This is a genomic window from Hymenobacter sublimis (genome assembly GCF_023101345.1).
Classification (GTDB): Bacteria; Bacteroidota; Bacteroidia; order Cytophagales; family Hymenobacteraceae; genus Hymenobacter; species Hymenobacter sublimis.
Genome location: NZ_CP095848.1, coordinates 4170467 through 4193786 on the forward strand (window position 1 = coordinate 4170467; position 23320 = coordinate 4193786).

The following is a 23320-nucleotide window of genomic DNA, read 5'->3' on the forward strand; positions in this document are numbered from 1 at the left end:
CTATGCCAACCTGAGCTGGCCTTCAGGTTGGCACCTTTAACTGCCTGGCCTGGCAGCCAAGTTAGGGAAAATGCGGGCGTTTCGGCCCATCTGGCCTATCTTTGCTGCCATGAACAAACAGGTATTGTTGGTGATTCTGGACGGCTGGGGTCTGGCGCAGAACAAAGAGGTATCGGCTATTGATCAGGCGCGTACGCCCTTCGTCGATTCGCTGTTTCAGCGCTACCCCCACAGCCGCCTGCAAGCTTCTGGCGAGGCCGTGGGTTTACCCGACGGGCAAATGGGCAACTCCGAGGTGGGCCACATGAACATCGGGGCCGGCCGCGTGGTGTACCAAGACCTGGTGCGCATCAACAAAGCCATTCGGGAGCGGAAGCTGGGCGCCATGCCTGCTTTGGTGAAAGCCTTTGAATACGCCCGCCTTAACAATAAGCCCGTGCACCTGATGGGCCTGCTCTCCGATGGTGGCGTGCACTCCCACCTTGAGCACCTGAAAGCCCTGTGCACTTTAGCGTATGATGCTGATGTGCACAACGTGTTCATTCATGCCTTCACCGATGGCCGTGATACCGACCCCAAGGGCGGCGTCAGCTACGTGAATAACTTGGAGCAGCACCTGCAGCGCGGAGCCAGCGGCAAGATTGCCTCCATCGTGGGCCGCTACTACGCCATGGACCGCGACAACCGCTGGGAACGGGTGAAAGTAGCCTACGACCTGTTGGTAAACGGCAAGGGCACCCCGTCGCAGAACCTGATCCAGAGCATGCAGGACTCCTATAAAGAAGGAGTAACGGATGAATTCCTGAAGCCCATCATCAAAGTAGGGGCCGACGGGCAGCCGCTGGCTACCATCAAGGAAGGAGACGTAGTGCTGTGCTTTAACTTCCGCACCGACCGGGGCCGGGAAATCACGCAGGCCCTAACCCAGCAGGATTTCCACGCCTTTGAGATGCGCCGGCTCAGCCTGCACTACCTCACCATGACCAACTACGACGCCACTTTTACCGGCGTCACGCCCATCTTCGAGAAGGACAACTTGGAAGAAACCCTGGGCGAAGTGCTGGCGGCGAACCATAAAACCCAGATTCGCATTGCCGAAACGGAGAAGTATCCGCACGTAACCTTCTTCTTTTCCGGGGGCCGCGAGGTGGAGTTTGAGGGCGAGAAGCGCATCATGCGCGCTTCGCCCAAGGTAGCAACTTACGACCTGCAGCCCGAAATGAGCGCCTACGAGCTGCGCGACGCCTTGGTGCCCGAGCTGCAAGCCAAGTCGGCTGACTTCGTGGTGCTGAACTTTGCCAACACCGACATGGTAGGCCACACCGGCGTGTTTGCCGCCGCCGTGAAGGCTGCCGAAGCTGTGGACGAGTGCGCCCGCGGCGTTGTTGAAGCGGCCCTGGCCTCCGACTACGCCTGCATCATCATTGCCGACCACGGCAACGCCGATATGATGATTAACCCGGACGGCACGCCCAACACGGCCCATACGACCAACCTGGTGCCCTGCATCTTGGCTTCCAACGACTACCGCGGCACCCTCACCGATGGCAAGCTCGGCGACATTGCCCCTACGGTATTGCAGCTCATGGGCCTGCCCCAACCCGAAGTTATGGGCGGTCAAAGCCTGTTGCGCCCCGAAACAGTCCCGAATGCGTAGTTCATTCTGGCTGGCTAGCATGGTCGTGTTTCTTGCCGCCTGTGAGGCCGGCGAGGATGCTACCGTGCGCCCCAACCCGGCAAATCGGAAGCCGGCGTATTTCAACTTACTGGGCTTTCTAGAAACGCAGGCTACCCTGCTGAATCAGCGCCAGCCCGCCGTGGAAAAGCAGGTTCTGCTCCGTGACGGCCAGCAGGAAACCACCCGGGTAACCCAACTGGACTGGGCCAAGGAACTACAGATTTTCCAGCAGGCCGACATCAATAAACCTGCCCTCCGTGGTTTATACCAAGTAGATTCTGCCGCGACAGCCGAAGGCTTTACTCGCCGCAGCTACCGTCGTCAGCCCGGCACCGAGCACCCGGTAGAGCAACTTACCGTATTGAGTGAGGGCTCCACGGTGCGGGAGCTTACCGCCACGGTAGCCCAGGATAACCCGCTGGTATACTCGGCCAAAACCATGACCCTACGTTGCCAGAACGGGCAGGTAGCCAGCTACCAGGTGCGCGGCGTGCAGAAGCTCGTGCTGTTCGACTCGGTGCGCTATTCAGTGCAGAGTCGCGTGGTGCGGTAAATTCCTAATCCAGGTAGGGCTCCACGTGCACGGCGCTTAGGCGGCCACTTTGGTAGATAACGGACACGTAGTTGGTGCGCTCCGTGTCGCCAATCCGGACCTTATCAGTGGTGGAAGCTGCCGAGCGGCAAGCCGGCTCCAGACGGGTGCGCAGGCGCCGCCCATAAGCTGGCTGAAAGTTGGTAATGGTAGCGTCGCGCAGTAGGTCTTTCTCCGGGGCCCGGTAGAACTCAAATACATTGCCCTGGTGCCGCACCAGCAGAATGGTGTCTATCTGGCCGGCTTCGTGCAAGTTCTTGTGGGGCCGGCGTGCCACTACCTTTGCCCCGGTGGCCAGCAGCTCCTGTACTGTCGGCTCCTCGCCGAACGGCTGGCCGGCCAAGGAATCATTCGTCAGGCGCACCACGCGGGTAGCAGCAGGCGCACTATATCGGGCAGCACGCCCCGGCCGCGCCTGTTGCGTGGTAGCCTTCCGGGTAGCGGGTGGCTCGTTGCGTTTCGCATCCATACCGCACATACCTAGGAGTACCGCGGCGTAAAGCGAGGTAGCCGAGGCGACTTTGGCGGATGACAGAAACAGGGCGGCAAACATGATAGGGAGGCTTTCTGCCCTATACGCAAACTTCAGGCGCATGGCTTGCTTACGCTGCCTATTCCGCTTAGGCAGTGCCTTTTACCCCTAGTTGTAGCTACTGTTACTTGCCCATTAAGGTAGCCACTACCCACCGCCGACCGCCGTGGTTACGGTGCTCGCCCAGGTAAATACCCTGCCAGGTACCTAGCGCCAGCCGGCCCTGACTGATGGGCACGCTCACGGCGTGGCCTAGCAGGCTGGCTTTGATATGCGCCGGCATGTCGTCTGGTCCCTCCTGGGTGTGGCGGAAGTAGGGGGCGTTTTCTGGTACCGTGCGGTTGAAGAACTGCTCGAAATCGTGGCGCACGGTGGGGTCCGCGTTTTCGTTGATGCTCAGGCTGGCTGAGGTGTGCTGAATAAAAAAGTGAGCCGTTCCGACCTGCAGCTGCTCCAGCTCCGGTAGTTCAGCTACTAGCAAATCGGTAATCAAATGAAAGCCCCGGCTTACGGCCGGCAGGCGCAACCGCTTCTGAATAAAGTGCATAGGCTGCTTACGGATTTTTCCGCTCGTAGGCCCCAATATCGGGCGGGCTGAGGCGGGGGCGGTTGAGCAGATCGGTGCTGATACCCGGCAAGGCCACGGCTTTGTTGCTGGCCGGTGAAAGGGTGTCGAGCTGATAGTCCAGCGTTTTGCCTCGGGGGCGGGAGGGGGTGCTATAGAAAAGGTAGGTCGGGCCTTCCTGCGGATTCAGGATGTTGCCGTTTTTAGCCTGTCCCAGCGGCCCCGTGTTGTTGTACTTCTTGGTCAGCAACACGCTGGTACTGATGTTGATGTTGCCCGCGTATTGCTCCCCGTTCATAAAAGCCAGCTCCTCCAGGTTCCGGGAATTGCCCCACACAATGGAGTTGCGCATGGTCAGGCGCGGAGCAAGGGCGGGCAACGGCCGGCCGCTAATAGCCTTGAAGGGTGCCTCGGGCGAGAGCAACACGGACGGCTGGTTGCGGGTGCCAAAGGTATAATTGGCAATGGTGCAGTAATCAAGTTGAACCTGGCTGTTTTGCACGGCATAAACCGCATACTGCTCACAGTTACTAATCAGTGTATTATTGGCCGTTACGTCACCGCACAAACTCAGTAAGGCTGCCCCATCAAACGGGTAACCGCTGTTGAGGGTAGAAATATTACGTAGCTCAACTTTTTCAAGCTGCACCTGCGGGCGGGGCTGCTCATTGAAGGGATTGTACAGATAAACGCCCAGCGTACTATTTTTTATGAGCGTGTAGCGCAGCACGTTGCCCTGGCTGCCCAGATCAAACTCCAGGCCGCCCCACTGGCCAGGCCGCTCGGCATATTCGGTTTCGCGTCGGTCACCCTCGAAGCGCACCAGGTTAGGATCATTCGGCTTGATGGGACCGGTAGGCTGGTACGTGGGGTTACACAGCAGCCGGCCTTTCACGACCAGAAAAGAACCGGCGTGCGAGTAGATGCGCGCACCAGCTGCAATGGTGAGCGTGACGCCCGGCCCTACCACCACCGAATTGTAGATAACGTGGGGCTTATCGGCCTTCCAGGTGGTGTTGGCCTTAATTTCATCCCGATCATGGAAGTAGGCATTCTGGCCGTAGCTGACCACTTTCACTTGCTGGTCGTTGCCGTTGGTGCGAAACCGGAGGTCACTTGCCAGCAGGAAAGGCTTCCCGTCGCTGGGCGTGGGGTCAATAGTAGCGCGCACCAGCACCAGCAGGCTGTCCTTGCCCCGGATTTCCACGTCGCGGGCTACGCTGCCGGCATCCCCGTTAATGAGCAGGTTGTAGGTGATGCCGGGTTGGTTTTGCAGGCTGATTTCCGACACGCGTACCGCCCGCGGGTTGCGGTTGTACACCCACAGGCGCTTGCTTACCGTGCCTACCGTCACGAACACGGTATCAAACTTCACCGTGTCAAGGGAAAACTCCAGCCGGGCGCTGCTGTCGGTCGTTACGAGGTCTTCCTTGGGCTCACAGCCGGGTAGCAGCACCGTAGCGGCCGAGAGCAGCAGAAGCAGCGGGAGTAAAAAGCGCATAGATGGCAGTAAGCTAACTTAAAAACGTCATCCTGAGCGCAGTGTAGGACTTTATCACGCCGAAACGGCTGTCGTTGTTACGTGATAAGGTCCTGCGTTGCACTCAGGATGACAAACGGGGCTGAGAGCGTTAACGTATCCTAGCCGACGCCTTCCTTCAGGCGCTCGGCGCTTTCAGCAATGCGGAGCTGCTCCACAAAGTCGTCGATGTTGCCGTCCATGACGGAGCTCAGGTTGTACACCGTGTAGCCGATGCGGTGGTCGGTGACGCGGCCCTGGGGGTAGTTATACGTCCGGATTTTGTCCGACCGGTCGCCGCCGCCAATCATGCTCTTGCGGGCCGCGCCTTCAGCTTCGTTTTTCTTGGCCAGCTCAATTTCGTAGAGGCGGGAGCGAAGTACGCCCAGGGCCTTGTCGAAATTCTTGAGCTGCGACTTCTGGTCCTGGCACTGGGCTACGATGCCGGTGGGCAAGTGGGTTAGGCGCACGGCCGAGTAGGTAGTGTTTACCGACTGACCGCCCGGCCCCGACGACATGAACAGGTCCTTGCGCACATCGTTCATGTCGATTTCTACGTCCAGTTCCTCCGCCTCCGGCATTACCACAATAGAGGCTACCGAGGTGTGAATGCGGCCCTGGGTTTCGGTGGCCGGCACGCGCTGCACGCGGTGCACCCCCGACTCGAACTTGAGCTTGCCGTATACGTCCTCGCCCTTCACGGCCAGAATAATTTCCTTGTAGCCGCCTGAGGTGCCTTCGGTAGCATCAATCAGGTCCATGCGCAGGCCCTGCTTTTCGGCGTAGCGCATGTACATGCGCTGCAAGTCGCCAGCGAAAATAGCCGCCTCGTCGCCCCCGGCCCCGGCCCGGATTTCCATGATAACGTCCTTGCTGTCGTTCGGGTCCTTGGGAATCAGCAGCTCCTTGATAACGGCTTCCAGCCGCTCCTGCTCCGGGTACAGCGTTTCCAGCTCGTCCTTGGCCATCTGGCGGAAGTCCTCGTCCTTTTCGGTCGCAATAACTTCCTTGGCGCTATCAATGTTGGCCAGCACGTTCTGGTAGGCCTTGTACTCGGTCACGATTTTGCCGAGGTCCTTATATTCTTTGTTGAGGGCCTTGAAGCGTTTCATGTCGCTCATGGCTTCGGGCTGGGTGAGCTGCTCGCTCACGTCCTCAAAGCGCCGTTGGATGGCCTCCAGTTTGTCTAGCATCTTGCCTTCAGAAAATGTATTGGGAGTGCAAAGGTACGGAATCAATGCCGACCTTAAACAGGGCTGAACCGCTTGGATCAGAAGTGGTAAAAGCCTTCCTGTTTGCGCGCTTTCTGTGCCTGATAATTCCTTAATAGCGCCCCCGTAAGCGCGCCACCTGCGGTAGGCGCTGCCAGCTCGGAGCGCGCCAACGAGGGTCAGTTAGCAGTCAAATTATTTCTATCCTAAACAGTTATCGTTTCAAAAAATTCCTACTTTACGGCCCTCAACCCCGCGCTCATGGCTTTGCTTCGTGCCTTCCATGCTACCCCTTGCGCTCTGACAATCAGCCCGATTGCCACCGGGACAACCGTGACTACAACCCGCTAAGCGGGCCGCGGAACTCCTTTTCACCTCGTATTCGCCGCCCGCTTCGCCGGTAAGCCCCACCTGAGGGAGCTGCCGGACCGACGCGGGCTTTTTCTTGTCCTTTTCACTGGTAGTGCCCTTGACGTGACGCTTATGCAGGTTCTCAAATTCGGAGGTTCATCCGTGGCTTCGGCCGCCAACATTAACCGCGTTTTAGCGCTGGTCGAAGCCGCCGCCCGCCAGCAGCCCACCGTGGTAGTCGTTTCGGCCCTGGGTGGCGTGACGGATGCCCTGATTAGTGCCGGCCGGCGCGCTGCCGCCGCTGATGCCGGCTACCGGGAGCAACTGCAGGAACTGGAACAGCGCCACCTCGACGTAGTGCGCGAACTGCTCCCGATTACGGGACAGAGCGCGGTGCTGAGCTTCGTGAAAAGCTACTGCAATGAACTAGAGCGGCTCTGCGACGGTGTTTTTGCCCTGGGCGAACTTTCGGCCCGCACCCTGGACCGGCTAGTGAGCTACGGGGAGTTACTGTCCTCGCAGGTGGTAGCGGCGGGGCTGGGGGCGCGGGGTACGGCTCATCAGTGGCTGGACAGTCGGCAGCTTCTGCGCACCGATGCCCGCTACGGCCACGCCACCGTAGATTTTGCTACCACCAACGCCCAGATTCAGGCCGCCGTGAATGGGGCCGAGACGGCCCTGTACGTGGCGCCGGGCTTCGTGGCCGCAGCCCCGGATGGCACCACTACCACTTTAGGCCGCGGCGGCTCCGACTACACAGCCGCCATTTTTGCCGGGGCGCTGGGGGTCAGCCAGCTACAAATCTGGACCGACGTGAGCGGGATGATGACGGCCGACCCGCGTCTGGTGCGGGCCGCTCGTCCCATTTCGCACATCTCCTACCAAGAGGCCATGGAGTTGTCGCACTTCGGAGCCAAGGTTCTCTACCCGCCTACCATTCAACCGGTTATGCACCGGGGCATTTCGCTCTGGATCAAGAACACGTTTGCCCCCGAAGATGCCGGCACCCTAATTGAAGTAGCCCCGCCCGCCAACCACGCTATGGTGCGCGGCATTTCCAGCATCGGGCCGGTGGCCTTACTGCGGCTGGAGGGCAACGGCATGGTGGGCATTCCGGGCTTTTCGCGGCGGCTGTTTGCGGCCCTGGCCCAGGAGCAGATCAACGTGATTCTCATTACCCAAAGCTCTTCGGAGCACTCGATTTCCGTGGCCGTGCGCGCTACCGATGCGCAGCAGGCCCGGCAGGCGGCCGACGCGGAGTTTGCCGCCGAAATCAGCGCCGGCCGCCTCGACCCCTTGTATTGTGAGGAGGAGCTGGCCATTGTGGCCCTAGTGGGGGAGCAGATGAAAAACCACCCCGGCATCAGTGGGCGCCTGTTTGGGGCTCTGGGGCAAAATGGGGTGAACATTCGGGCCATTGCGCAGGGCTCTTCGGAGAAGAACATTTCCACTGTTATCCGCCAGCAGGATGTGCGCAAGGCTATTAACGTGCTGCACGAAACCTTCTTTGAGGCCACTACTCGGCAGGTGAATGTGGTGGTTACCGGCGTGGGCAACGTGGGCCGCAAGCTGCTGGAACAGCTGGCCCGGCAGCAGCCCTGGCTGCGCGAAAAGCTGCGCCTGAACCTGCGGGTAGTGGGCCTGGCCACCAGCCGGCAGTTCGTGCTCGATGAGGAAGGCATCGACCTCGCGGACTGGCAAACGGCCCTGGCCGCCGGACCGCCCCTGAGCCTGAAGGCCCTTACCGAGCAGCTGCTGGCCCTAAACCTGCGCAACACCGTGTTCGTGGACGTAACGGCTAGCGCGGAGGTAGCGCAGGTGTACGCCGAGTTGCTGGCGCGCAGCGTGGCCGTGGTAGCCTGCAACAAGGTAGCGGCTTCCTCTGATTATCAGAACTATGCGCGCCTGAAGTCATTGGCTCAGGAGTTCAATACCCAGTTTTTGTTTGAAACCAACGTGGGCGCGGGCCTGCCCGTCATCGGGACCCTGGGCGACCTGCTGCGTAGCGGCGACGAGGTGCAGCGCATGGAAGCAGTGCTGTCGGGCACCCTGAACTTTGTATTCAACAACTACGACGGCTCCCGGCCCTTTGCCGAGGTAGTGCGCCAGGCCCAGGCCGAAGGCTACACCGAGCCCGACCCCCGCCTCGATCTGACGGGGGTGGACGTGGCTCGCAAAATCCTGATTCTGGCCCGCGAGGCCGGGTACGCGCTGGAAATGAGCGACATTCACAACGAAGCGTTTCTGCCCACCTCCTGCCTGGAAGGCGACGTACCGGCTTTCTACGAGCAACTGGCCGTGCACGAGCCCCACTTCCGGGCCTTGTATGACGCAGCCGCGGCCAACGGGGAGAAGCTGCGGTTTGTGGCGAGTTTCGGGGCGGGGCAGGCCCGGGTAGGTCTGCAGGCCCTACCCCCCACCCACGACCTATACTCGCTGCAAGGCAAGGACAACGCCGTGCTATTCTATACCAACCGCTATGTGGAGCAGCCCCTGGTTATCAAAGGCGCCGGCGCGGGCGCCGAGGTAACGGCCTCCGGCGTATTTGCCGATGTGCTGCGCGCCGTACAGTCCTGATTAGGCAGGCGGCTGAAGAACCGCAGCCTACCGCGCCTTCTCGACAGGCGGTGGGCTACGCTTCAGCTCCGTAAGCTGTTTACCCGTACGCGAAGCTGCCGCCAGATTTCTAGCTTCGCGTTACCCTACCCCTTTTACTTGCTTCATGCTTTTTTCTTCAGCTTCTATTACGGTGCTAGCGCCCGCTACCGTAGCCAACGTGGTGTGCGGATTTGACGTGCTCGGCTTTGCTTTACACGAGCCCAACGACGTGATGAAGCTACGGCTGATCGAGCAGCCCGGGGTGGTGCTTATCAACGACGACGAGTTCAACCTGCCCACGGAGCCCACCCAGAACGTGGCGGGCGCGGCTCTGCTGGCCATGCTTCATGCCATTCCGGAACCGCTTGGGGTGGAGGTGCGCATTCGCAAAGCCATCCGGCCCGGTAGTGGTATTGGCAGCAGCGCGGCCAGCGCAGCGGGCGCCGTGGCGGGGCTTAACTACTTGTTAGGCAACCACTTCAGCAAGCCCGAGCTGGTGCAATTTGCCATGTACGGCGAAGAGGTAGCCTCCGGAGTGCGCCACGCCGACAACATTGCCCCGGCCATTTACGGCGGCGTAACCCTGATTCGGGCCACTACCCCCACGCCCGACATTGTAGCGCTGGATGCCCCGCCCCTGTTCGTGACGGTTGTGCACCCGCAGATTGAAATAAAAACTTCCGATGCCCGCAAGATTCTGAAGCAGGAAGTGCCCCTGCGCGACGCCATCCGGCAGTGGGCCAACGTGGGCGGGTTAGTGGCCGGCCTGCTCCAGCACGATTACGCCCTGATTGGCCGCTCCCTGGAGGACGTGATTGTGGAGCCTGTGCGCAGCATTCTGATTCCAGGCTTTCAGGATGTGAAGGAGGGTAGCCGCATTGCCGGGGCCCTGGGCGGCGGTATCTCCGGCTCGGGCCCCTCCTTGTTTATGCTCAGCCAGGACGAAGCCACGGCCCGCGCCGTAGAAAACGTCATGCACGCCACTTACCAGCGCCTCGGCCTCGACTACCTCACCTACCTGACCACCATTAACCCGGTGGGCTGCCAGGTGCTGGTCGATGAAAACTAAGACGCTGCTTTTCCCGCCGCGGGCCGGCCTCCGAAACCCTATCCATCATCCTGGCCAGCTTCTCCTTCCTACCTCCGATTACCATGCGTTACTACAGCCTTAACCGCCAGGCCGCTACTGTTGACTTTGACGCGGCTACCGTGGCCGGGCAGGCCCCGGACGGGGGCTTGTACTTCCCCGAAACTATTCCGCGCTTTCCGGCCGGCTTCGTGGAGCAGCTGCCCCAGCTGGCTCCTGCCGAGGTGGCTTTCACGGTGCTACAGCCCTATGTGGGCAGCACCATTCCGGCCACCGAGCTGGGCCGCATCTGCGAAGAAACCGTCAGCTTTCCATTTCCGGTGGTGCCAGTTACCGCACGAATCAGTGCCCTGGAGCTGTTTCACGGTCCTACCCTGGCGTTTAAGGATGTGGGCGCCCGCTTCATGAGCCGCTGTCTGGGCTACTTTTCCCGCCACGAAACCCGGCCCGTTACGGTGTTAGTAGCCACTTCCGGCGACACGGGCGGAGCCGTGGCCAGCGGGTTTCTGGGCGTGCCCGGCGTGGAAGTTGTGATTCTTTACCCATCCGGCCGGGTAAGCCCGGTGCAAGAGCAGCAACTCACGGCTCTGGGCCAGAACATCCGGGCCCTGGAGGTGCAGGGCAACTTCGACGACTGCCAGCGCCTAGTGAAGCAGGCGTTCCGCGACCCGGAGCTGCTGGCGCGGCGGCGCTTTACCTCGGCCAACTCCATTAATGTAGCGCGGTGGCTGCCCCAGCAGGTGTACTACTGCTACGGCGTGGCCCAGACCTTGGCGGCCACCAACCAGCCGCCGGTGGTAGCCGTGCCCAGCGGCAACTTCGGCAACTTGTGCGCGGGGCTGCTGGCCTACGTTTCGGGGCTGCCGGTGGCGCACTTTCTGGCCGCCTGCAACGCCAACGCCGCCGTGCCGGCTTACCTTACCAGCGGGCAGTACGCCGCCCGGCCGGCCGTGCCTACCCTTTCCAACGCCATGGACGTGGGCGACCCCAGCAACTTTGGCCGCATCCTGGAGCTGTTCCGCCACGAGTATCCCGTCATTCGGGACCTGCTCAGCGGCTACTCCGTTTCGGATGCCGACACTAGCGCCACCATCCGGCGGGTACACGAGCACACGGGCTACCTGCTGGACCCCCACGGCGCCGTGGCCTATTTCGCCCTGGAAGACTACCTTAGCCAGCAGCCCGAAGCCCGCGGTATTTTCCTGGAAACGGCCCATCCGGTGAAGTTTCCGGCCGCCGTGGAGCCGGCTATCGGCCAGCCCGTGCCGGTGCCCACTGAGCTGCAAGCCCTGTTGCGCCAACCCAAGCGCAGCACCTTGCTAGCCCCCGAGTACGAAGCCTTGCGCACCTACCTGCTGGAAACGGCGTAGGTTTGCGGCCGCCCGCTCCGGCCCGTAAAGCAGCTGAAATCATCTGGGGGTAGCTGTTGGTTGAATGCCCGGAAGTGCGTCCCTTTGCCTGCCGTCTTTAAACCCGTTGTCTTATGCGTTTGCTGTTCCGCACCGCCCTGCTTTTACTGCCTCTTTCCGCCTGTAACTCCGACCAGGTAGAGCACCTGAGCAACACCAAGGAGCTGGCCGTGGAAGCCGAGAACTGGCAGGTAAAGCGCATCATGCCCAAAGACTTACTACGCGCCACCGGCTGGGCTGGCGACTCTTTAACGCGCACCGCCGAGCGGGAGCTGCGCCAGGTGCTGGCCGCCAAGCTGCAGGAAGGCGGCGTAGCGGCGGCCCTCCCCTTCTGCCGGCCCGCCGCCCTGCCCGCCACCGATTCGCTGGCCACAGTGCTGCAGGCCGCGCTGAGCTGGAGAAGCCCGCGGCCGCGCAACCCCGCGCACCGGGCCGCCCTCCCGCCCGCTGACCTCAACGCTGCCGACACTACAACCCGCCGCGTAGCCCGCCCCGCCACCGAGGAGTTTACCTACCAACGCCCCGTGGTACTCAATGATGCCGTGTGTTTGCGCTGCCACGGCGAGGTAGGCCAGGACATTGCGGCCGCCGACTACGCCCTGATTCAGAAGCAGTACCCCCAGGACCAAGCCACTGGCTACCGGCTGGGCCAGAGCATGGGCGTGTGGCGCGCCAGCTTCAAGCGCAGCGGCGTGGCAGAACTTTATACCATGAAAACCCGCAAGGTGATGAAGAAGCGCAAACCGCTTTTTTAGGCTGCGCGCACGGTAGCCGAACAAGCTGTCATGCCCGAAGCGGAGCCGCAGCATCTCGCTCGCATTGTTGAGGTAGCATGGCAACGTCAGCACGCGAGATGCTGCGGCTCCATGCTGCATCACGGCCTTACGTTGAGGTAGAACTTGTTCAAAGTTAGTCAGCCTGATTTTCATCTAAAAACCTGAAAAACAGCCGATTGTCATTCCGAGCCGGAGCGAGGAATCTAGCTTAGGCTCCTAATGATAACCCAAGTTCTTTGCTTCCGCTCGGAATAACAACTGGCAATACCATGCAGACACTACCGCGCTTATTACTTGCTTATTAGCCCGTTGCCTTACTTATCTTTCCTGTACTCAGAAAAGGCGTTATGTATTCTAGAAGCCTGCTTTTCCTGCTAACCAGCGTTTTAATTCTCAGTGCTACCCTATCGGCCGTGGCGCAACAGCCCGATTCTAGCCGCCGCCCGCTACTTACCAGAGCCATGGCGGCGGCTAGGCCCTACCGGGTGCTTGGGCCCGACAGCGTAGCCTTGTTTTATACCGCTGAGTATGAGTTGTGTCCGCCGGGCTGCGCCAGCATCCGGCGCCACGCTCGCCTGGATAGCACCGGCCTGTTTTTCGGGTACGTGCGCGACTACTGGATGCACACGGCCCAGCCGGCCCTAGTCGGCGCGTATAAGAATGGGCAAAAGGAAGGCGTATTTGAAGTATTTCACCCCAATGGGGAGGTAGCCACCCGAGCCTATTACCGCGCGGGCCGGCCGGTAGGTACCTGGGCCTACTGGTATGCTTCGGGCCAGAAACGACAGATTCTGAGCTTTGGGACGGGCGATACGCTACTCATTCAGCAGTTTTGGACCGAAGACGGGCAACCGCTAGTGCGGGATGGCCAGGGCACCTGGTACCGCACCGACGCCGGCCTGCGCATAGAAGGCAGCGTACTTAAGGGCTTGCCCACCGGCCGCTGGCGGGTGCGCGAAACAACAGGGCGCCAGAGTATTAAGGCAGAGGAGCTGTTCTTCAAAGGTCGCTTTCGCGGGGGTAGCGCGCGGCCTTCCGGGGAGTTCTACTACGACCGGTCGCGCATTTATATCACGGACCTGGACAGCTACAGCGAGGCCGAACGCTTTTCTTTGCGCCCGGCCTGCCCACCAGAGCCGGCAGCTGGGGCCAAGTAAGCCCGCACTGCGCGGAAGTGCGGGCGGCGTTCTACTGAGGAGCCCAACCTTCCGGGCTGTTTTCTAGTTTGGGCAGGGTATGACTACTGCCGCTCCCTCTTCTCAACTGCCCATTCTTATCATTGGGGCCGGTATGGCCGGCCTGACTTGCGCCTGTTACCTGCACCGCGCCGGCCGGCCCGTGCTGGTGCTGGAAGCCGCTGATGCGGTGGGAGGCCGCGTCCGGACGGATGTCACGCCGGAGGGTTTCCGCCTCGACCGGGGCTTTCAGGTGCTGCAAACCAAGTACCCCGAGGTTCAGCACCTCATGGACTACGGCGCCCTGCAACTGCGGGCGTTCCGCTCCGGGGCCGTCATTCGCCTGCCCGATGGTCAGCAGACTACCCTGGTAAACCCACTGCAACAGCCAACCGCTGCGTTTTCGGCGCTTACCTCGCGGGTTGGCACTTTGCCTGACAAGCTCCGACTCGCCAGCTTGGTGCAGCACGTGCGCGGTTTCAGCAGCGGGCAGCTCATCAGCCGCAACAGCACCAATCAGCTCGACACCCTAACGTTTCTGCGCCAGTATGGCTGGAGCGAGCAAATCATTCAGAACTTCTTCCGGCCCTTTTTCGGGGGCGTATACCTCGACCGGAGCCTGGGCACGGCCGCCAACTTCTTCGAGTTCGTGTTCAAGCAATTTGTGGAAGGCGAGGCTGCCCTACCTGCCCTGGGTATGCAGCAAATTCCGGAGCAACTGGCGGCTCGCCTGCCCCAAGGCAGCGTCCGGCTGCAGGCGCCCGTGAGTGCCATCGACGGCACTACGGTACACCTCGCCGATGGTACTACCTACGCAGGCGCGGCCGTAGTTGTGGCCGTTGATGGAGAAGCCGCCGCCCGTCTGCTGCCGCCCGCGGCCGATGCCCCGGCCCGGCAGTGGCGCCGCACTACCTGCACCTACTTTGCGGCCCCGGCTACGGCCGCCCGCCCCGATAAGCTGCTGCGGCTCAACGCCTCCCCTACGGGCCTGGCGCATAACGTGGCCTTCCCTTCCGACGTGGCGCCGCACTACGCCCCGGCCGGTCAGCAGCTCGTTTCAGTGAGCACGCACGGCGAACATGGCCTTTCCGAAGACGAGCTTACCGCGCAACTGCGGCAGGAATTAACCGCTTGGTTTGGTCCGGCTGCCGCGCAGTGGCGGCATCTGCGTACTTATTTTATTCCCTACGGCCTGCCCGTGTACGCGCCCGGCCAGCCCGCCCGCCAGATGCTGAAGCTCGGCGAAACCCTGTACCGGTGCGGCGACCATACGGCCTACCCCTCCTTGAATGCAGCCATGGCTTCGGGCCGGGAAGTAGCCGAAGCCATTCTGAGTTCCTAGCTCCGGCACTCAGGCCGCCTGAACCACCAGAGCCGCTACTCCTGCCTCCAACGAGGTAAGAATAGCGGCTCTGGTGATTCTATATGGGTAGCGCTTAGAGGCTTAGCACGAGCTGAGCCGGGCAGTGGTCAGAGTGGACTACATCGGGGAGCAAGTGGGCTTCCTGAATGCGGGGCTGCAACTGCTGGTCTACCAGCAAGTGGTCGAGACGCCAACCCACGTTGCGGGCGCGGGCACCGGCCCGGTAGGTCCACCAGGAGTAGTGGCCGGTAGCGTCGCCGTGGTAGTGGCGGAAGGAATCGGTGTAGCCATCGGCCAGCAAATCCTGGAACCACTGCCGCTCCTCCGGCGTGAAGCCAGGGCTCTGCTGATTGGCCTTGGGGTTGTGCAGGTCGATGTCGCGCTGACAACAGTTAAAGTCGCCCCCAATGATAAGGGGCGGCGTGCCGGCAGCCTGTAGCTCGCGCACGTAGCGCCGGAAAAAATGCAGCCATTCTACCTTAAACGCTTGGCGTTCCGCACCACTGGTTCCCGAAGGCATGTACACATTCAGCACGGAGCACTCCGGGAAATCGAGGCGCAGTACTCGGCCTTCGTCATCATACAGCGCCGTTCCGCAGCCTTCTACCACCGCCAACGGCTCCTGTTTCGAGAACGTGGCTACCCCGCTGTAGCCGGGCTTACGGGCCGGGTGTAGGTAGGCGTGGTAGCCCAGAGCCACCAGCCCTGATACATCGAGCGGCTCCCGCCCAGCCTTGATTTCCTGAAGACAGAGCACATCTGGCTGAGCCTCGCGCACCCAGTCCACCAGCCCTTTGCTCAGGGCCGAGCGCAGGCCATTCACGTTATAGGAAATGATATTCAAGGGTAGGGACTGTGTAAATTAGGTATGAAGCCTTGCTTAAGGCTTACTCCTGAGAATCGAAATACTCTAGAATGTGCCACTTCAGCATCCGTTCCTGCTCCTTGAGGTTGGCAAACGGTACGGGGTGCACCAGCCGGTAGTGGGGCCAGCCTTCCTCGTCCACCTGCTCCAGCTCGTAGTAGCCCGAGAGGCTGAACAGGCGGCAGGTAGCAATGTGCATCAGGTCCTGCTTCTGCTCCTTGGTAAACGGGCCGGCGCCCTGGCCCAGTTCCTGCACGCCAATGAGCAGCAGTAGCGCGTTCAGGTCGGGCTTTTTGCCGAACCGCTCCCGCAACTGGTTCATCAGCTCCCACCAGCGCTGCTCGAACTGGGCCTCGGTTTCCTGGGGGTCCAGCATGGTTACGCGTCGTGGGAGTGGGGTGGAGCCAGCGCGCCGGCCTCCTCTTTCAGTACCTCCCAGTACTCCACGGCGCGGCGGAAGTGCGGAATCACAATGCTACCCCCAATCAGGTTGGCAATGGCAAAGACCTCGTAGATTTCCTCATCGTTGATGCCTTCCTCGTAGCACTTGCCCAGGTGGTATTTGATGCAGTCGTCGCAACGCAGCACCATAGAGCAGGCCAGGCCCAGCATCTCCTTGGTTTTTACGTTCAAGGCACCCTCCTGGTAGGTATTGGTATCGAGGTTGAAAAACCGCTTAATCACCTTATTATCAGCCGCCATGATCTTTTCGTTCATGCGCTGGCGGTAGTCGTTAAATTCTGAGACGAGGCTCATAGAAAGGCAAGGATTGAAATGAACAAAAACGCCGCTTGACCGCACGGCAGCGGGCACCTCCCGTCGGTTTGCCAGCATTGAGGGCCGGACGCATTTCGAGGAGTCGGGTTTAAACCTTAAAATTAGGGAGAAGTTCGCCAGCGTCCTGCCAAGGGCTGGTGCGCTGGCTACCTATTCCCGTACTCCGCTATTTTTATTTCTCCTATTAGATGCCGTTTCCTACCCTGCTCGCTGACTTTGTTGGGCTCGTATTTCCGCAGGTCTGTCTGGCTTGTCAGGACCCATTAACCCGAGGCGAAGACCACCTATGCACGCCCTGCCGGGCCCAGCTGCCCTACACAGACTACCACCGCCTACCCGCCGAAGACAACCCGTTGGCCCGCCGCTTCTGGGGCAAACTCCCCATTGAACACGCCTTTAGCTACCTGCGCTTTCAGAAGCACGGCCGCGTGCAGCACCTTCTCCATCAGCTCAAATACCGCGGTCAGCAGGACGTCGGGCGGGTGTTGGGGCGCTGGTACGGGCAGGAGCTAGCCGAAGCGGGCTTCTCCACGGCCTTCGACCTGATCCTGCCCGTTCCGCTCCATGCCCGCAAGCTGGCCCAGCGCGGCTACAACCAAGCCGACAGCTTTGCCCAGGGTCTGGCTACCGGCTTGGGCTGCCCCTGGCAAGCCGATGGCCTGCGCCGCATCACCGGTACCGAATCACAAACCCGCAAAAACCGCCTGGAGCGTTGGCAGAATGTGGCCGAAGTTTTCGAGGTAGCGCAGCCGGTACTGGTAGCCAGCCAACGGATTCTTATGGTAGATGACGTGCTAACCACGGGCGCTACCTTAGAAGCCTGCGCTGCCGTGCTGCTAGCCGCTGGGGCCGCCACCGTTAGCATTGCTACCATTGCCACAGCGGACCGATAGGGCGCTACTTAGGTTCCCGCTAAAAAAGCTGTAAAGCAAAAAAGCCGCTCCTTGCGAAGCGGCTTTTTCATGTCAGGCCGAGGCCAACGGTACTACTTGTTCGAGCCGGCGTTGATCATGGCGCAACGGAAACCGATGGTAGCCGTGGCAGAATCTTCGGCCATAAAGCGGCGCGTACCGGGCGAGAGCCAGTAAGCTACATCGCGCCACGAACCGCCTTTGTACACGCGCACGTGGTCGTCGATGAGGGACTGGTAACCTTTCTTGTCGTACTTCTCCGAGGGGTCAAGGAAGCCGTTACGACGGAAGGGGTTCAGATCTTCCACATCCTCGTAGGAAAGCGGACGATAGATGTCCTGTACCCACTCGTTTACGTTACCCGACATGTTGTACAGGCCGTAGTCGTTGGGCGGGTAGTTGTAGATGTACTCTGTAATCATGGCGCCATCGTTGAGCGAGCCGGCAATACCAGCATAGTCACCGCGGCCGCGCTTGAAATTAGCTAGGAACTGGCCCATGCCTTTACCGTAGGGGTTCCGCACTTGGCGGCCGTCCCAGGGGTAGATGCGCTTGTTTTCCTGGTTTTCGTTGCCAGTTTCCTGGGTACCGATAAGAGCCTGCGCAGCGTACTCCCATTCAGCCTCCGTGGGCAGACGGTAGTTGGGTAGGGTGTTACCGTTTTCGATGGCAATTTTGGTTTTGCCGCCGTCCTCAGAAGTGCCTTCGGCGGCGTCGCCGGCGTCACCTTTCTTTTTCTTACGACCAAACAACCCGCCGCCTTTGCTGCTGCCGGAGTCGCCTTCGTCGCCTTCACCCGCCAAACGCTCGTTTACTTTCGCCGTGCGCCAAGTGCAATAGTCGTTGGCCTGCAGCCAGCTTACGCCCACTACGGGGAAGTAGCGGAAGCCGGGGTAGCGCAGGTAGTAATCCACGTAAGGGTCGTTGAACGACAGCTCACGGGCCCATACGGTAGTGTCGGGCAGGGCCGACTGGTAGAACTCCTCGGCGGAGTCTTTGCGCACAAAGTGCAGGTATTCCAGCCAGTGGATGTTGGCTACCTCAGCTTCGTCCATGTAGAAGGAAGCCAGGGTCACGGTCCGCTCGATGTTGTCGTGGGTCATGGCTACGTCCTCTTCGGCGGAGCCCAACACGGTACGACCACCTTCGATGAATACCAGACCGGGACCTTCCGGGATACCCTGGTAATCAGACACCTTCATGCCCTCCTCGGTGTTGTACTCGATGCCCGTAGTGGAGCTGTACTTACCGGGTTTGGTGGCGGTGGGAGGCCCACCTTTACAGGCGGCCAGCGCGCAGGCTCCCACTACAGCAAAGCGCAGGTACTTGGAAAAATTCATGATCAAGTTGAAACTACCTGTGAGAAAAGCGTTTAGACAAGGCAAGTCGGCTGCAATAATACAAAAAATCAAAAGGCGGGGCAAGGAATTGACGGGTAATTCCGTCGTTTCAGCCGGCGCCAAGCGGCTTCCAGCGAATCAAACTCCCGAAGGGCTAGAGAAATTTCATGGGCGCCACCTAAATCTCGGCTGAACTGACTGAGGCTCACATCGTAGCTATAACCGAGCCGAAAACTTCCCACCGCTACCCCTGCCACCGCCGTCAGGACCTGCTGGGGCTTGGGGGCCCCGGGCAGCGGTACCCCGCGGTACACGGCCCCCAGGGTAAGGGGCGTCGCGGTAAAGTACAGTCCAGCCTCGGCCCGCTGGGAGCCGCCCTGCCGGGCGTAGCTCACGGTAGGCGAGAGGCTAACTTCCTTATTTTCTCCTTTAGTAGTAGAGCGCACGAAATACTGCTTGTAGCCCGCCTGCAAGTTTAGCCGCAGGGGCAGCGTGGTTTGGGTGACAAACGCCAGATCCGGCTGATTTACATGGTGGGCAGCGGCACCCACCCAGAACCGGTCGGTGTAGAGCAGCCCGCCCACGCTAGCAGTAACGTAGTGAACGGGCTTATAGTCTGCCACTTCCAAACTAAAGTCCCGGGTGACACCCTCATCGGAGAGTTGGTCACCGAATACCAGGTTGCCGTAGCTGACCCGCTGCAACCCGTAGCTAACCGAGGCGCCGCCGCTCAAACTCAGTTGCTCATTGAGGCGCAGATGGTAGGCGTACACGCCGCCAGCCTGAAAGCGGGTGTAGCCAATGCCGCCCGTTCGGTCATAGTTTACAAGTAGGCCCACGGCACTCCGCTGGTTCGCGAGGCGGTAGTCGGCGGCCAGCTGGCTGCTTTGAAAGGTGCCCGCCACGGTCGGGAACTGGTTGCGGTAGCTGAGCGTGAGGCTATAATCGTCGAGTAGGCCGGCGTAGGCCGGGTTCAGCTGCAGGCGGTTGGCGTAGGGCTGGGCGAAGTACAAGTCTTGGGCCTGGGCCGTAAGGGAAGCGCCCAGTGCCAGCCCGGCGACCATAGCCCACTGCCCCAGCGGGCGGCGCGGAGTAACAACTAAGTACAGCGGGCGGAGCATCCTCATAAGTATGGTGCCTAACGGTGAGAAACAAGCTTTTGGTACGCGTTGGGCGCTGCCTACGGGTCTAAAATGGGATTTTCTTTCCTGACTTGCGGCACCAACCCCGCGGGTAGCAACGTTATCAAACTCAACCTTATCGATTTTTTAGGGTCTTTTCCCGCGGCCGGTGGGGTTTCGCACTACTTTTGCCTCGTTCGTGCTGATTGGATTTTGGGGCCGCTAGCCCTTTTTGTTGCTTCTCTTTTCTCTCTACCATTATGCGCAAATTCTTTGTCGGGCTACTGCTATTTCTGGTGGTGCTGATAGCCGGTTTGGCCCTGGCCCCGCTCCTGTTTAAGGATAGAATAAAGGCGGCCTTTGACCAGCAACTGGCGCAGCGGGTGAAGGCCACCGTGCTTTACGACCCCGCCAATGTAGACGTCACCCTGCTCAGCTCCTTCCCCGACCTATCCTTGCGCCTGGACCAACTGCGCGTCATCGGCCAGGATTCCTTTGCCCGCGACACGCTGGCCTACCTGCCCCAGGTGCGGGTAGGACTGGATTTGATGAGCGTGCTGGGCGGCAGCCAAATCAAGATAAAGAACGTGACCCTGGAGCAGCCCGACTTAAGCTTGCGCGTGCTCAAGAGTGGCCGCGCCAACTGGGACGTGTACGTGTCGGACTCGGCGGCGGCTTCCAAAGGCCAGGATACTACGGCCGTAAACCTGGCCATTCAGGGCTGGCAGATTAACAACGGCCGCCTGCGCTACGAGGACCTAACGATTCCGTTTGGCATGCAGCTTCGGGGCGTGAACCACTCCGGCTCCGGCGACTTTGAGCAGAACGTGTTTGACATGGTTAGCCAGACCACGGCCGAGAGCTTCTCCATGCAGTACGACGGCACGGAGTACGTGACCAACAAGAAGTTGGACGCCGACGTGACCTTGGCCATGAACTTGGAGAAAATGCTCTTTACGTTCAAGGACAACCAGGTGAAGCTGAACGATTTCCCGGCTTCGTTCCAGGGCACCATTGGCCTGCCCAACGACACGGACATTACCTACGATTTAACCTTCAAAGCCCTTGAAACCGACTTCAAGAACATTCTGAGTCTGGTGCCCGGCGCTTACACGGCCCAGTTCAAAGACATAGAGGCCACGGGCAAGGTAGCGTTTGATGGCTACTTCAAGGGCGTGCAGAACGCGGTGCAGATGCCCGGCTACGGCGTGAACCTGCAGGTAAAGGAGGGCAGCTTCCACTACCCCCAGCTGCCCCAGCGGGCCCGCAACATCAACGTGGACATGGTGGTGGACAACCCCTCGGGCTTCACGAACAACGTGAAAGTGAACGTGAAGCAGTTTCACCTGGACTTGGGTAGCAACCCGATTGATGGCAACGTAGCCATTGACGGGCTGGAGCCCATGAAGGTGGACGGCCGCGTGAAGGCTAACGTGGATTTGGCCGAAATGATGAAGGTGTACCCGGTGCAGGACCTCCTGCTGCGCGGCAAGCTGTTCATTGACGGCACGGCCCGCGGCATCTACTCGAAAACCCAGATGCCGGTAGTGCAGGCCAAGATGAACCTGACCAACGGCTACGTGAAGAGCAAGCAGTTTCCGGCCCCCATCGAAAACCTGACCCTCACCGGCACCATCACGAACCCCACCGGCCAGCTCAACGATACCCACGTGGACATTCCGCAGTTTCGGATGCTGCTGGATGGGGAGCCGCTGCAGGGCCGGGTGGCGACCCAAGGCGTGGACAAGTTGCGCTTTGACACCGACGTGCACGGCGTAGTGGACCTGACCAAGCTCACCAAAATCTTCCCGCTGCAGGGCATGACCGTGACGGGCCGCCTGAGCGGCAACGTGGCTGCCAAGGGCAACATGGCCGACATTGAGGCCGGCCGCTACCAGACGGTAGTAGCCTCGGGCACAGTTAACGCCCAGAATATCACCTACAAAAGCACCGACCTACCCCAGGGCATGAAGGTAAACCGGGCCACGGCCACCTTCAACAACGACAAGATTGTGGTGCAAAACATGGCCGGCTCAGTGGGCTCCTCCGACATTGCCGCCTCGGGCACCATCAGCAATTACATGGGCTACCTATTCGTGCCCGGCCAGCCCTTGCGCGGCAACCTGACGGTCAGCAGCAACCGCTTCAACGTGAACGAGTGGATGGTGGATGAGGTGTCGCAGAAGCCTACGGTGGCGGCTACCGGCCCGGCGCCGGCCAAGGCCGAAGGCGTGCTGCAGATTCCGAAGGAGTTTGACTTGGTGCTAAACACCACTGTACAGCAGGTAGTCTACGACAACCTCAAGCTCGATAACGTAAAGGGCATTGTGACCGTGCGCGACCAGGCGGCCATTCTTAATGGAGTGACGTTTAACACCCTGGGCGGTGCGTTTGCTACCAGCGGCAGCTACAGCAGCAAGGACCTGGCTCACCCCAAGTTTAATCTGGGCCTAAACATCAAAAATCTCAATTTCCAGAACGCCTTCAAAGCCTTTAACTCCGTGAAGGCCATGGTGCCGCTGGCCAGCAGTCTGGAGGGCGTATTTTCCACCAACTTCAACGTGAGCGGGGAAATGGGCCCCGACATGCTGCCCAGGTACAGCACGCTCACGGGCAAGGGCCTGTTTGAAGTGGTGCGCGCCGCCGTGGCTAACTCCTCGGTGCTGGACAAAATCAGCAGCCTGACCCAGTTTCAGGAGTTGAAGAAGTTTGCGGTAGATAACAAGGACATAGCCGCCGAAATCATCAACGGCAACTTCGTGGTGAAGCCGTTTGACCTGACCGTGGGCCAGATCAAGATGACGGTGGGCGGCTCCAACAACATCAGCAGCGGCGGGCTGGAATACGTCACGGCCCTGAATGTGCCCACCGGCAAGCTTGGTAACCAGCTTAACTCCCAGCTCACCCGCCTCACCGGCGTTTCCAATTTGCAGGGTACCGACCGGGTAACGTTGGGCCTGAACATTGGGGGCACCGTCACGAACCCGCAGGTAAAGCTGACCACCGGCAGCGTGAAAGCTCAGGCCAAAGACCTGGTTAGCAATATTGTGCAGGCTAAGGTTGATGACGCCAAGCTGAAAATGCAGGCCCAGGCCAAGGTAGCTCAGGACAGCCTCCAGCGGGAGCTGCAGCGCAAGCAGCAGGAGTTCACCCAGAAAGCTCAGCTAGAGCTAGAGAAAAAGCGCCTTGAAGCGCAGGCCAAACTCCAGGACAAAGCCAAGCAGGGCCTTAACAACATCCTTTTCGGCAAGCCCAAACCCCAGCCGGCCAAGCCCGCTGAGCAGCCCAAACCCGCCGAGCCAGCCGAACCCACCGATACAACTAAAGCCGGCAATTAAGTTTAGCTGCCCATTTACCCTACCGAAGCCTGTTCCAGTGACTGGGGCGGGCTTCGTTTTTTAGCACTGCCGGAGGGTAAGAGCAAAAGCTTCGGCTGTGCAACGTAGTCCC

The 23320-nt window shown here is 60.3% G+C and carries 19 protein-coding genes; 10 read left to right on the top strand and 9 right to left on the bottom strand.

Annotated elements, in window-relative coordinates; all coding sequences use genetic code 11:
- Positions 1-109 precede the first annotated feature (109 nt).
- Positions 110-1657, top strand: a complete 1548-nt coding sequence (gene gpmI / locus MWH26_RS17510; RefSeq protein WP_247975285.1) for a 2,3-bisphosphoglycerate-independent phosphoglycerate mutase — start codon at positions 110-112, stop codon at positions 1655-1657.
- Positions 1650-2231 (top strand): hypothetical protein, encoded by a 582-nt coding sequence (locus MWH26_RS17515; protein WP_247975286.1) that lies wholly within the window; start codon positions 1650-1652, stop codon positions 2229-2231. Before gpmI ends, MWH26_RS17515 begins: the two co-directional genes overlap by 8 nt.
- Before the next feature lie 4 nt (positions 2232-2235).
- On the opposite strand, the gene MWH26_RS17520 is transcribed toward MWH26_RS17515, so the two are convergent.
- From MWH26_RS17520 to prfA, 4 genes are all read right to left on the bottom strand, one after another.
- On the bottom strand, positions 2236-2823 hold the full coding sequence (locus MWH26_RS17520; protein ID WP_244698497.1) for a hypothetical protein: 588 nt from the start codon (positions 2821-2823) through the stop codon (positions 2236-2238).
- A 103-nt stretch (positions 2824-2926) separates the two neighbouring features.
- Entirely contained in the window at positions 2927-3349 is a 423-nt protein-coding gene (locus MWH26_RS17525; RefSeq protein WP_247975287.1) for a secondary thiamine-phosphate synthase enzyme YjbQ, read from the bottom strand.
- Positions 3350-3356: 7 nt separating this feature from the next.
- Positions 3357-4868: a hypothetical protein gene (locus MWH26_RS17530; protein ID WP_247975288.1), complete on the bottom strand. Its 1512-nt coding sequence runs from the start codon at positions 4866-4868 to the stop codon at positions 3357-3359.
- A gap of 140 nt (positions 4869-5008) precedes the next feature.
- On the bottom strand, positions 5009-6079 hold the full coding sequence (gene prfA / locus MWH26_RS17535) for a peptide chain release factor 1 (RefSeq protein WP_247975289.1): 1071 nt from the start codon (positions 6077-6079) through the stop codon (positions 5009-5011).
- A gap of 501 nt (positions 6080-6580) precedes the next feature.
- Between prfA and thrA the strand changes: the two genes are divergently transcribed.
- The 6 genes from thrA (at position 6581) to MWH26_RS17565 (ending at position 14835) form a co-directional block, all read left to right on the top strand.
- On the top strand, positions 6581-9025 hold the full coding sequence (gene thrA, locus MWH26_RS17540) for a bifunctional aspartate kinase/homoserine dehydrogenase I (protein ID WP_247975290.1): 2445 nt from the start codon (positions 6581-6583) through the stop codon (positions 9023-9025).
- Positions 9026-9170: 145 nt separating this feature from the next.
- Positions 9171-10115 carry a homoserine kinase gene (locus MWH26_RS17545; protein WP_247975291.1) on the top strand — a complete coding sequence of 315 codons (945 nt, stop codon included), beginning with the start codon at positions 9171-9173 and terminating at the stop codon, positions 10113-10115.
- A gap of 83 nt (positions 10116-10198) precedes the next feature.
- Positions 10199-11503 carry a threonine synthase gene (gene thrC, locus MWH26_RS17550; protein ID WP_247975292.1) on the top strand — a complete coding sequence of 435 codons (1305 nt, stop codon included), beginning with the start codon at positions 10199-10201 and terminating at the stop codon, positions 11501-11503.
- A gap of 113 nt (positions 11504-11616) precedes the next feature.
- Positions 11617-12297, top strand: a complete 681-nt coding sequence (locus tag MWH26_RS17555) for a c-type heme family protein (protein WP_247975293.1) — start codon at positions 11617-11619, stop codon at positions 12295-12297.
- 368 nt (positions 12298-12665) lie between these two features.
- Positions 12666-13475, top strand: coding sequence for a toxin-antitoxin system YwqK family antitoxin (locus MWH26_RS17560; protein ID WP_247975294.1), 810 nt, complete (start codon positions 12666-12668; stop codon positions 13473-13475).
- A gap of 79 nt (positions 13476-13554) precedes the next feature.
- The gene (locus MWH26_RS17565) at positions 13555-14835 is read left to right on the top strand and encodes a protoporphyrinogen/coproporphyrinogen oxidase (protein WP_244698510.1); all 1281 of its coding nucleotides are present in this window, start codon (positions 13555-13557) and stop codon (positions 14833-14835) included.
- Between the two features lie 94 nt (positions 14836-14929).
- Here MWH26_RS17565 and MWH26_RS17570 read toward each other — a convergent pair whose 3' ends face one another.
- From MWH26_RS17570 to MWH26_RS17580, 3 genes are read right to left on the bottom strand one after another with little or no spacing between them, the layout of a single operon-like run.
- Positions 14930-15700 (bottom strand): exodeoxyribonuclease III, encoded by a 771-nt coding sequence (locus MWH26_RS17570; RefSeq protein WP_247975295.1) that lies wholly within the window; start codon positions 15698-15700, stop codon positions 14930-14932.
- 43 nt (positions 15701-15743) lie between these two features.
- Positions 15744-16097, bottom strand: coding sequence for a hypothetical protein (locus tag MWH26_RS17575; protein ID WP_244698513.1), 354 nt, complete (start codon positions 16095-16097; stop codon positions 15744-15746).
- 2 nt (positions 16098-16099) lie between these two features.
- A complete protein-coding gene (locus MWH26_RS17580; RefSeq protein WP_244698515.1) occupies positions 16100-16477 on the bottom strand; it encodes a carboxymuconolactone decarboxylase family protein in 378 nt (125 codons plus the stop codon).
- Positions 16478-16686: 209 nt separating this feature from the next.
- Here MWH26_RS17580 and MWH26_RS17585 point away from each other — a divergent pair, with 209 nt between their 5' ends.
- The gene (locus MWH26_RS17585; protein WP_247975296.1) at positions 16687-17391 is read left to right on the top strand and encodes a ComF family protein; all 705 of its coding nucleotides are present in this window, start codon (positions 16687-16689) and stop codon (positions 17389-17391) included.
- A gap of 92 nt (positions 17392-17483) precedes the next feature.
- Here MWH26_RS17585 and MWH26_RS17590 read toward each other — a convergent pair whose 3' ends face one another.
- The gene (locus MWH26_RS17590) at positions 17484-18749 is read right to left on the bottom strand and encodes an SUMF1/EgtB/PvdO family nonheme iron enzyme (protein WP_247975297.1); all 1266 of its coding nucleotides are present in this window, start codon (positions 18747-18749) and stop codon (positions 17484-17486) included.
- Positions 18750-18817: 68 nt separating this feature from the next.
- The gene (locus MWH26_RS17595; RefSeq protein ID WP_247975298.1) at positions 18818-19876 is read right to left on the bottom strand and encodes a PorP/SprF family type IX secretion system membrane protein; all 1059 of its coding nucleotides are present in this window, start codon (positions 19874-19876) and stop codon (positions 18818-18820) included.
- Between the two features lie 254 nt (positions 19877-20130).
- On the opposite strand from MWH26_RS17595, the gene MWH26_RS17600 reads away from it, so the two are divergent.
- Positions 20131-23208, top strand: a complete 3078-nt coding sequence (locus MWH26_RS17600) for an AsmA-like C-terminal region-containing protein (RefSeq protein WP_247975299.1) — start codon at positions 20131-20133, stop codon at positions 23206-23208.
- Positions 23209-23320: the final 112 nt, after the last annotated feature.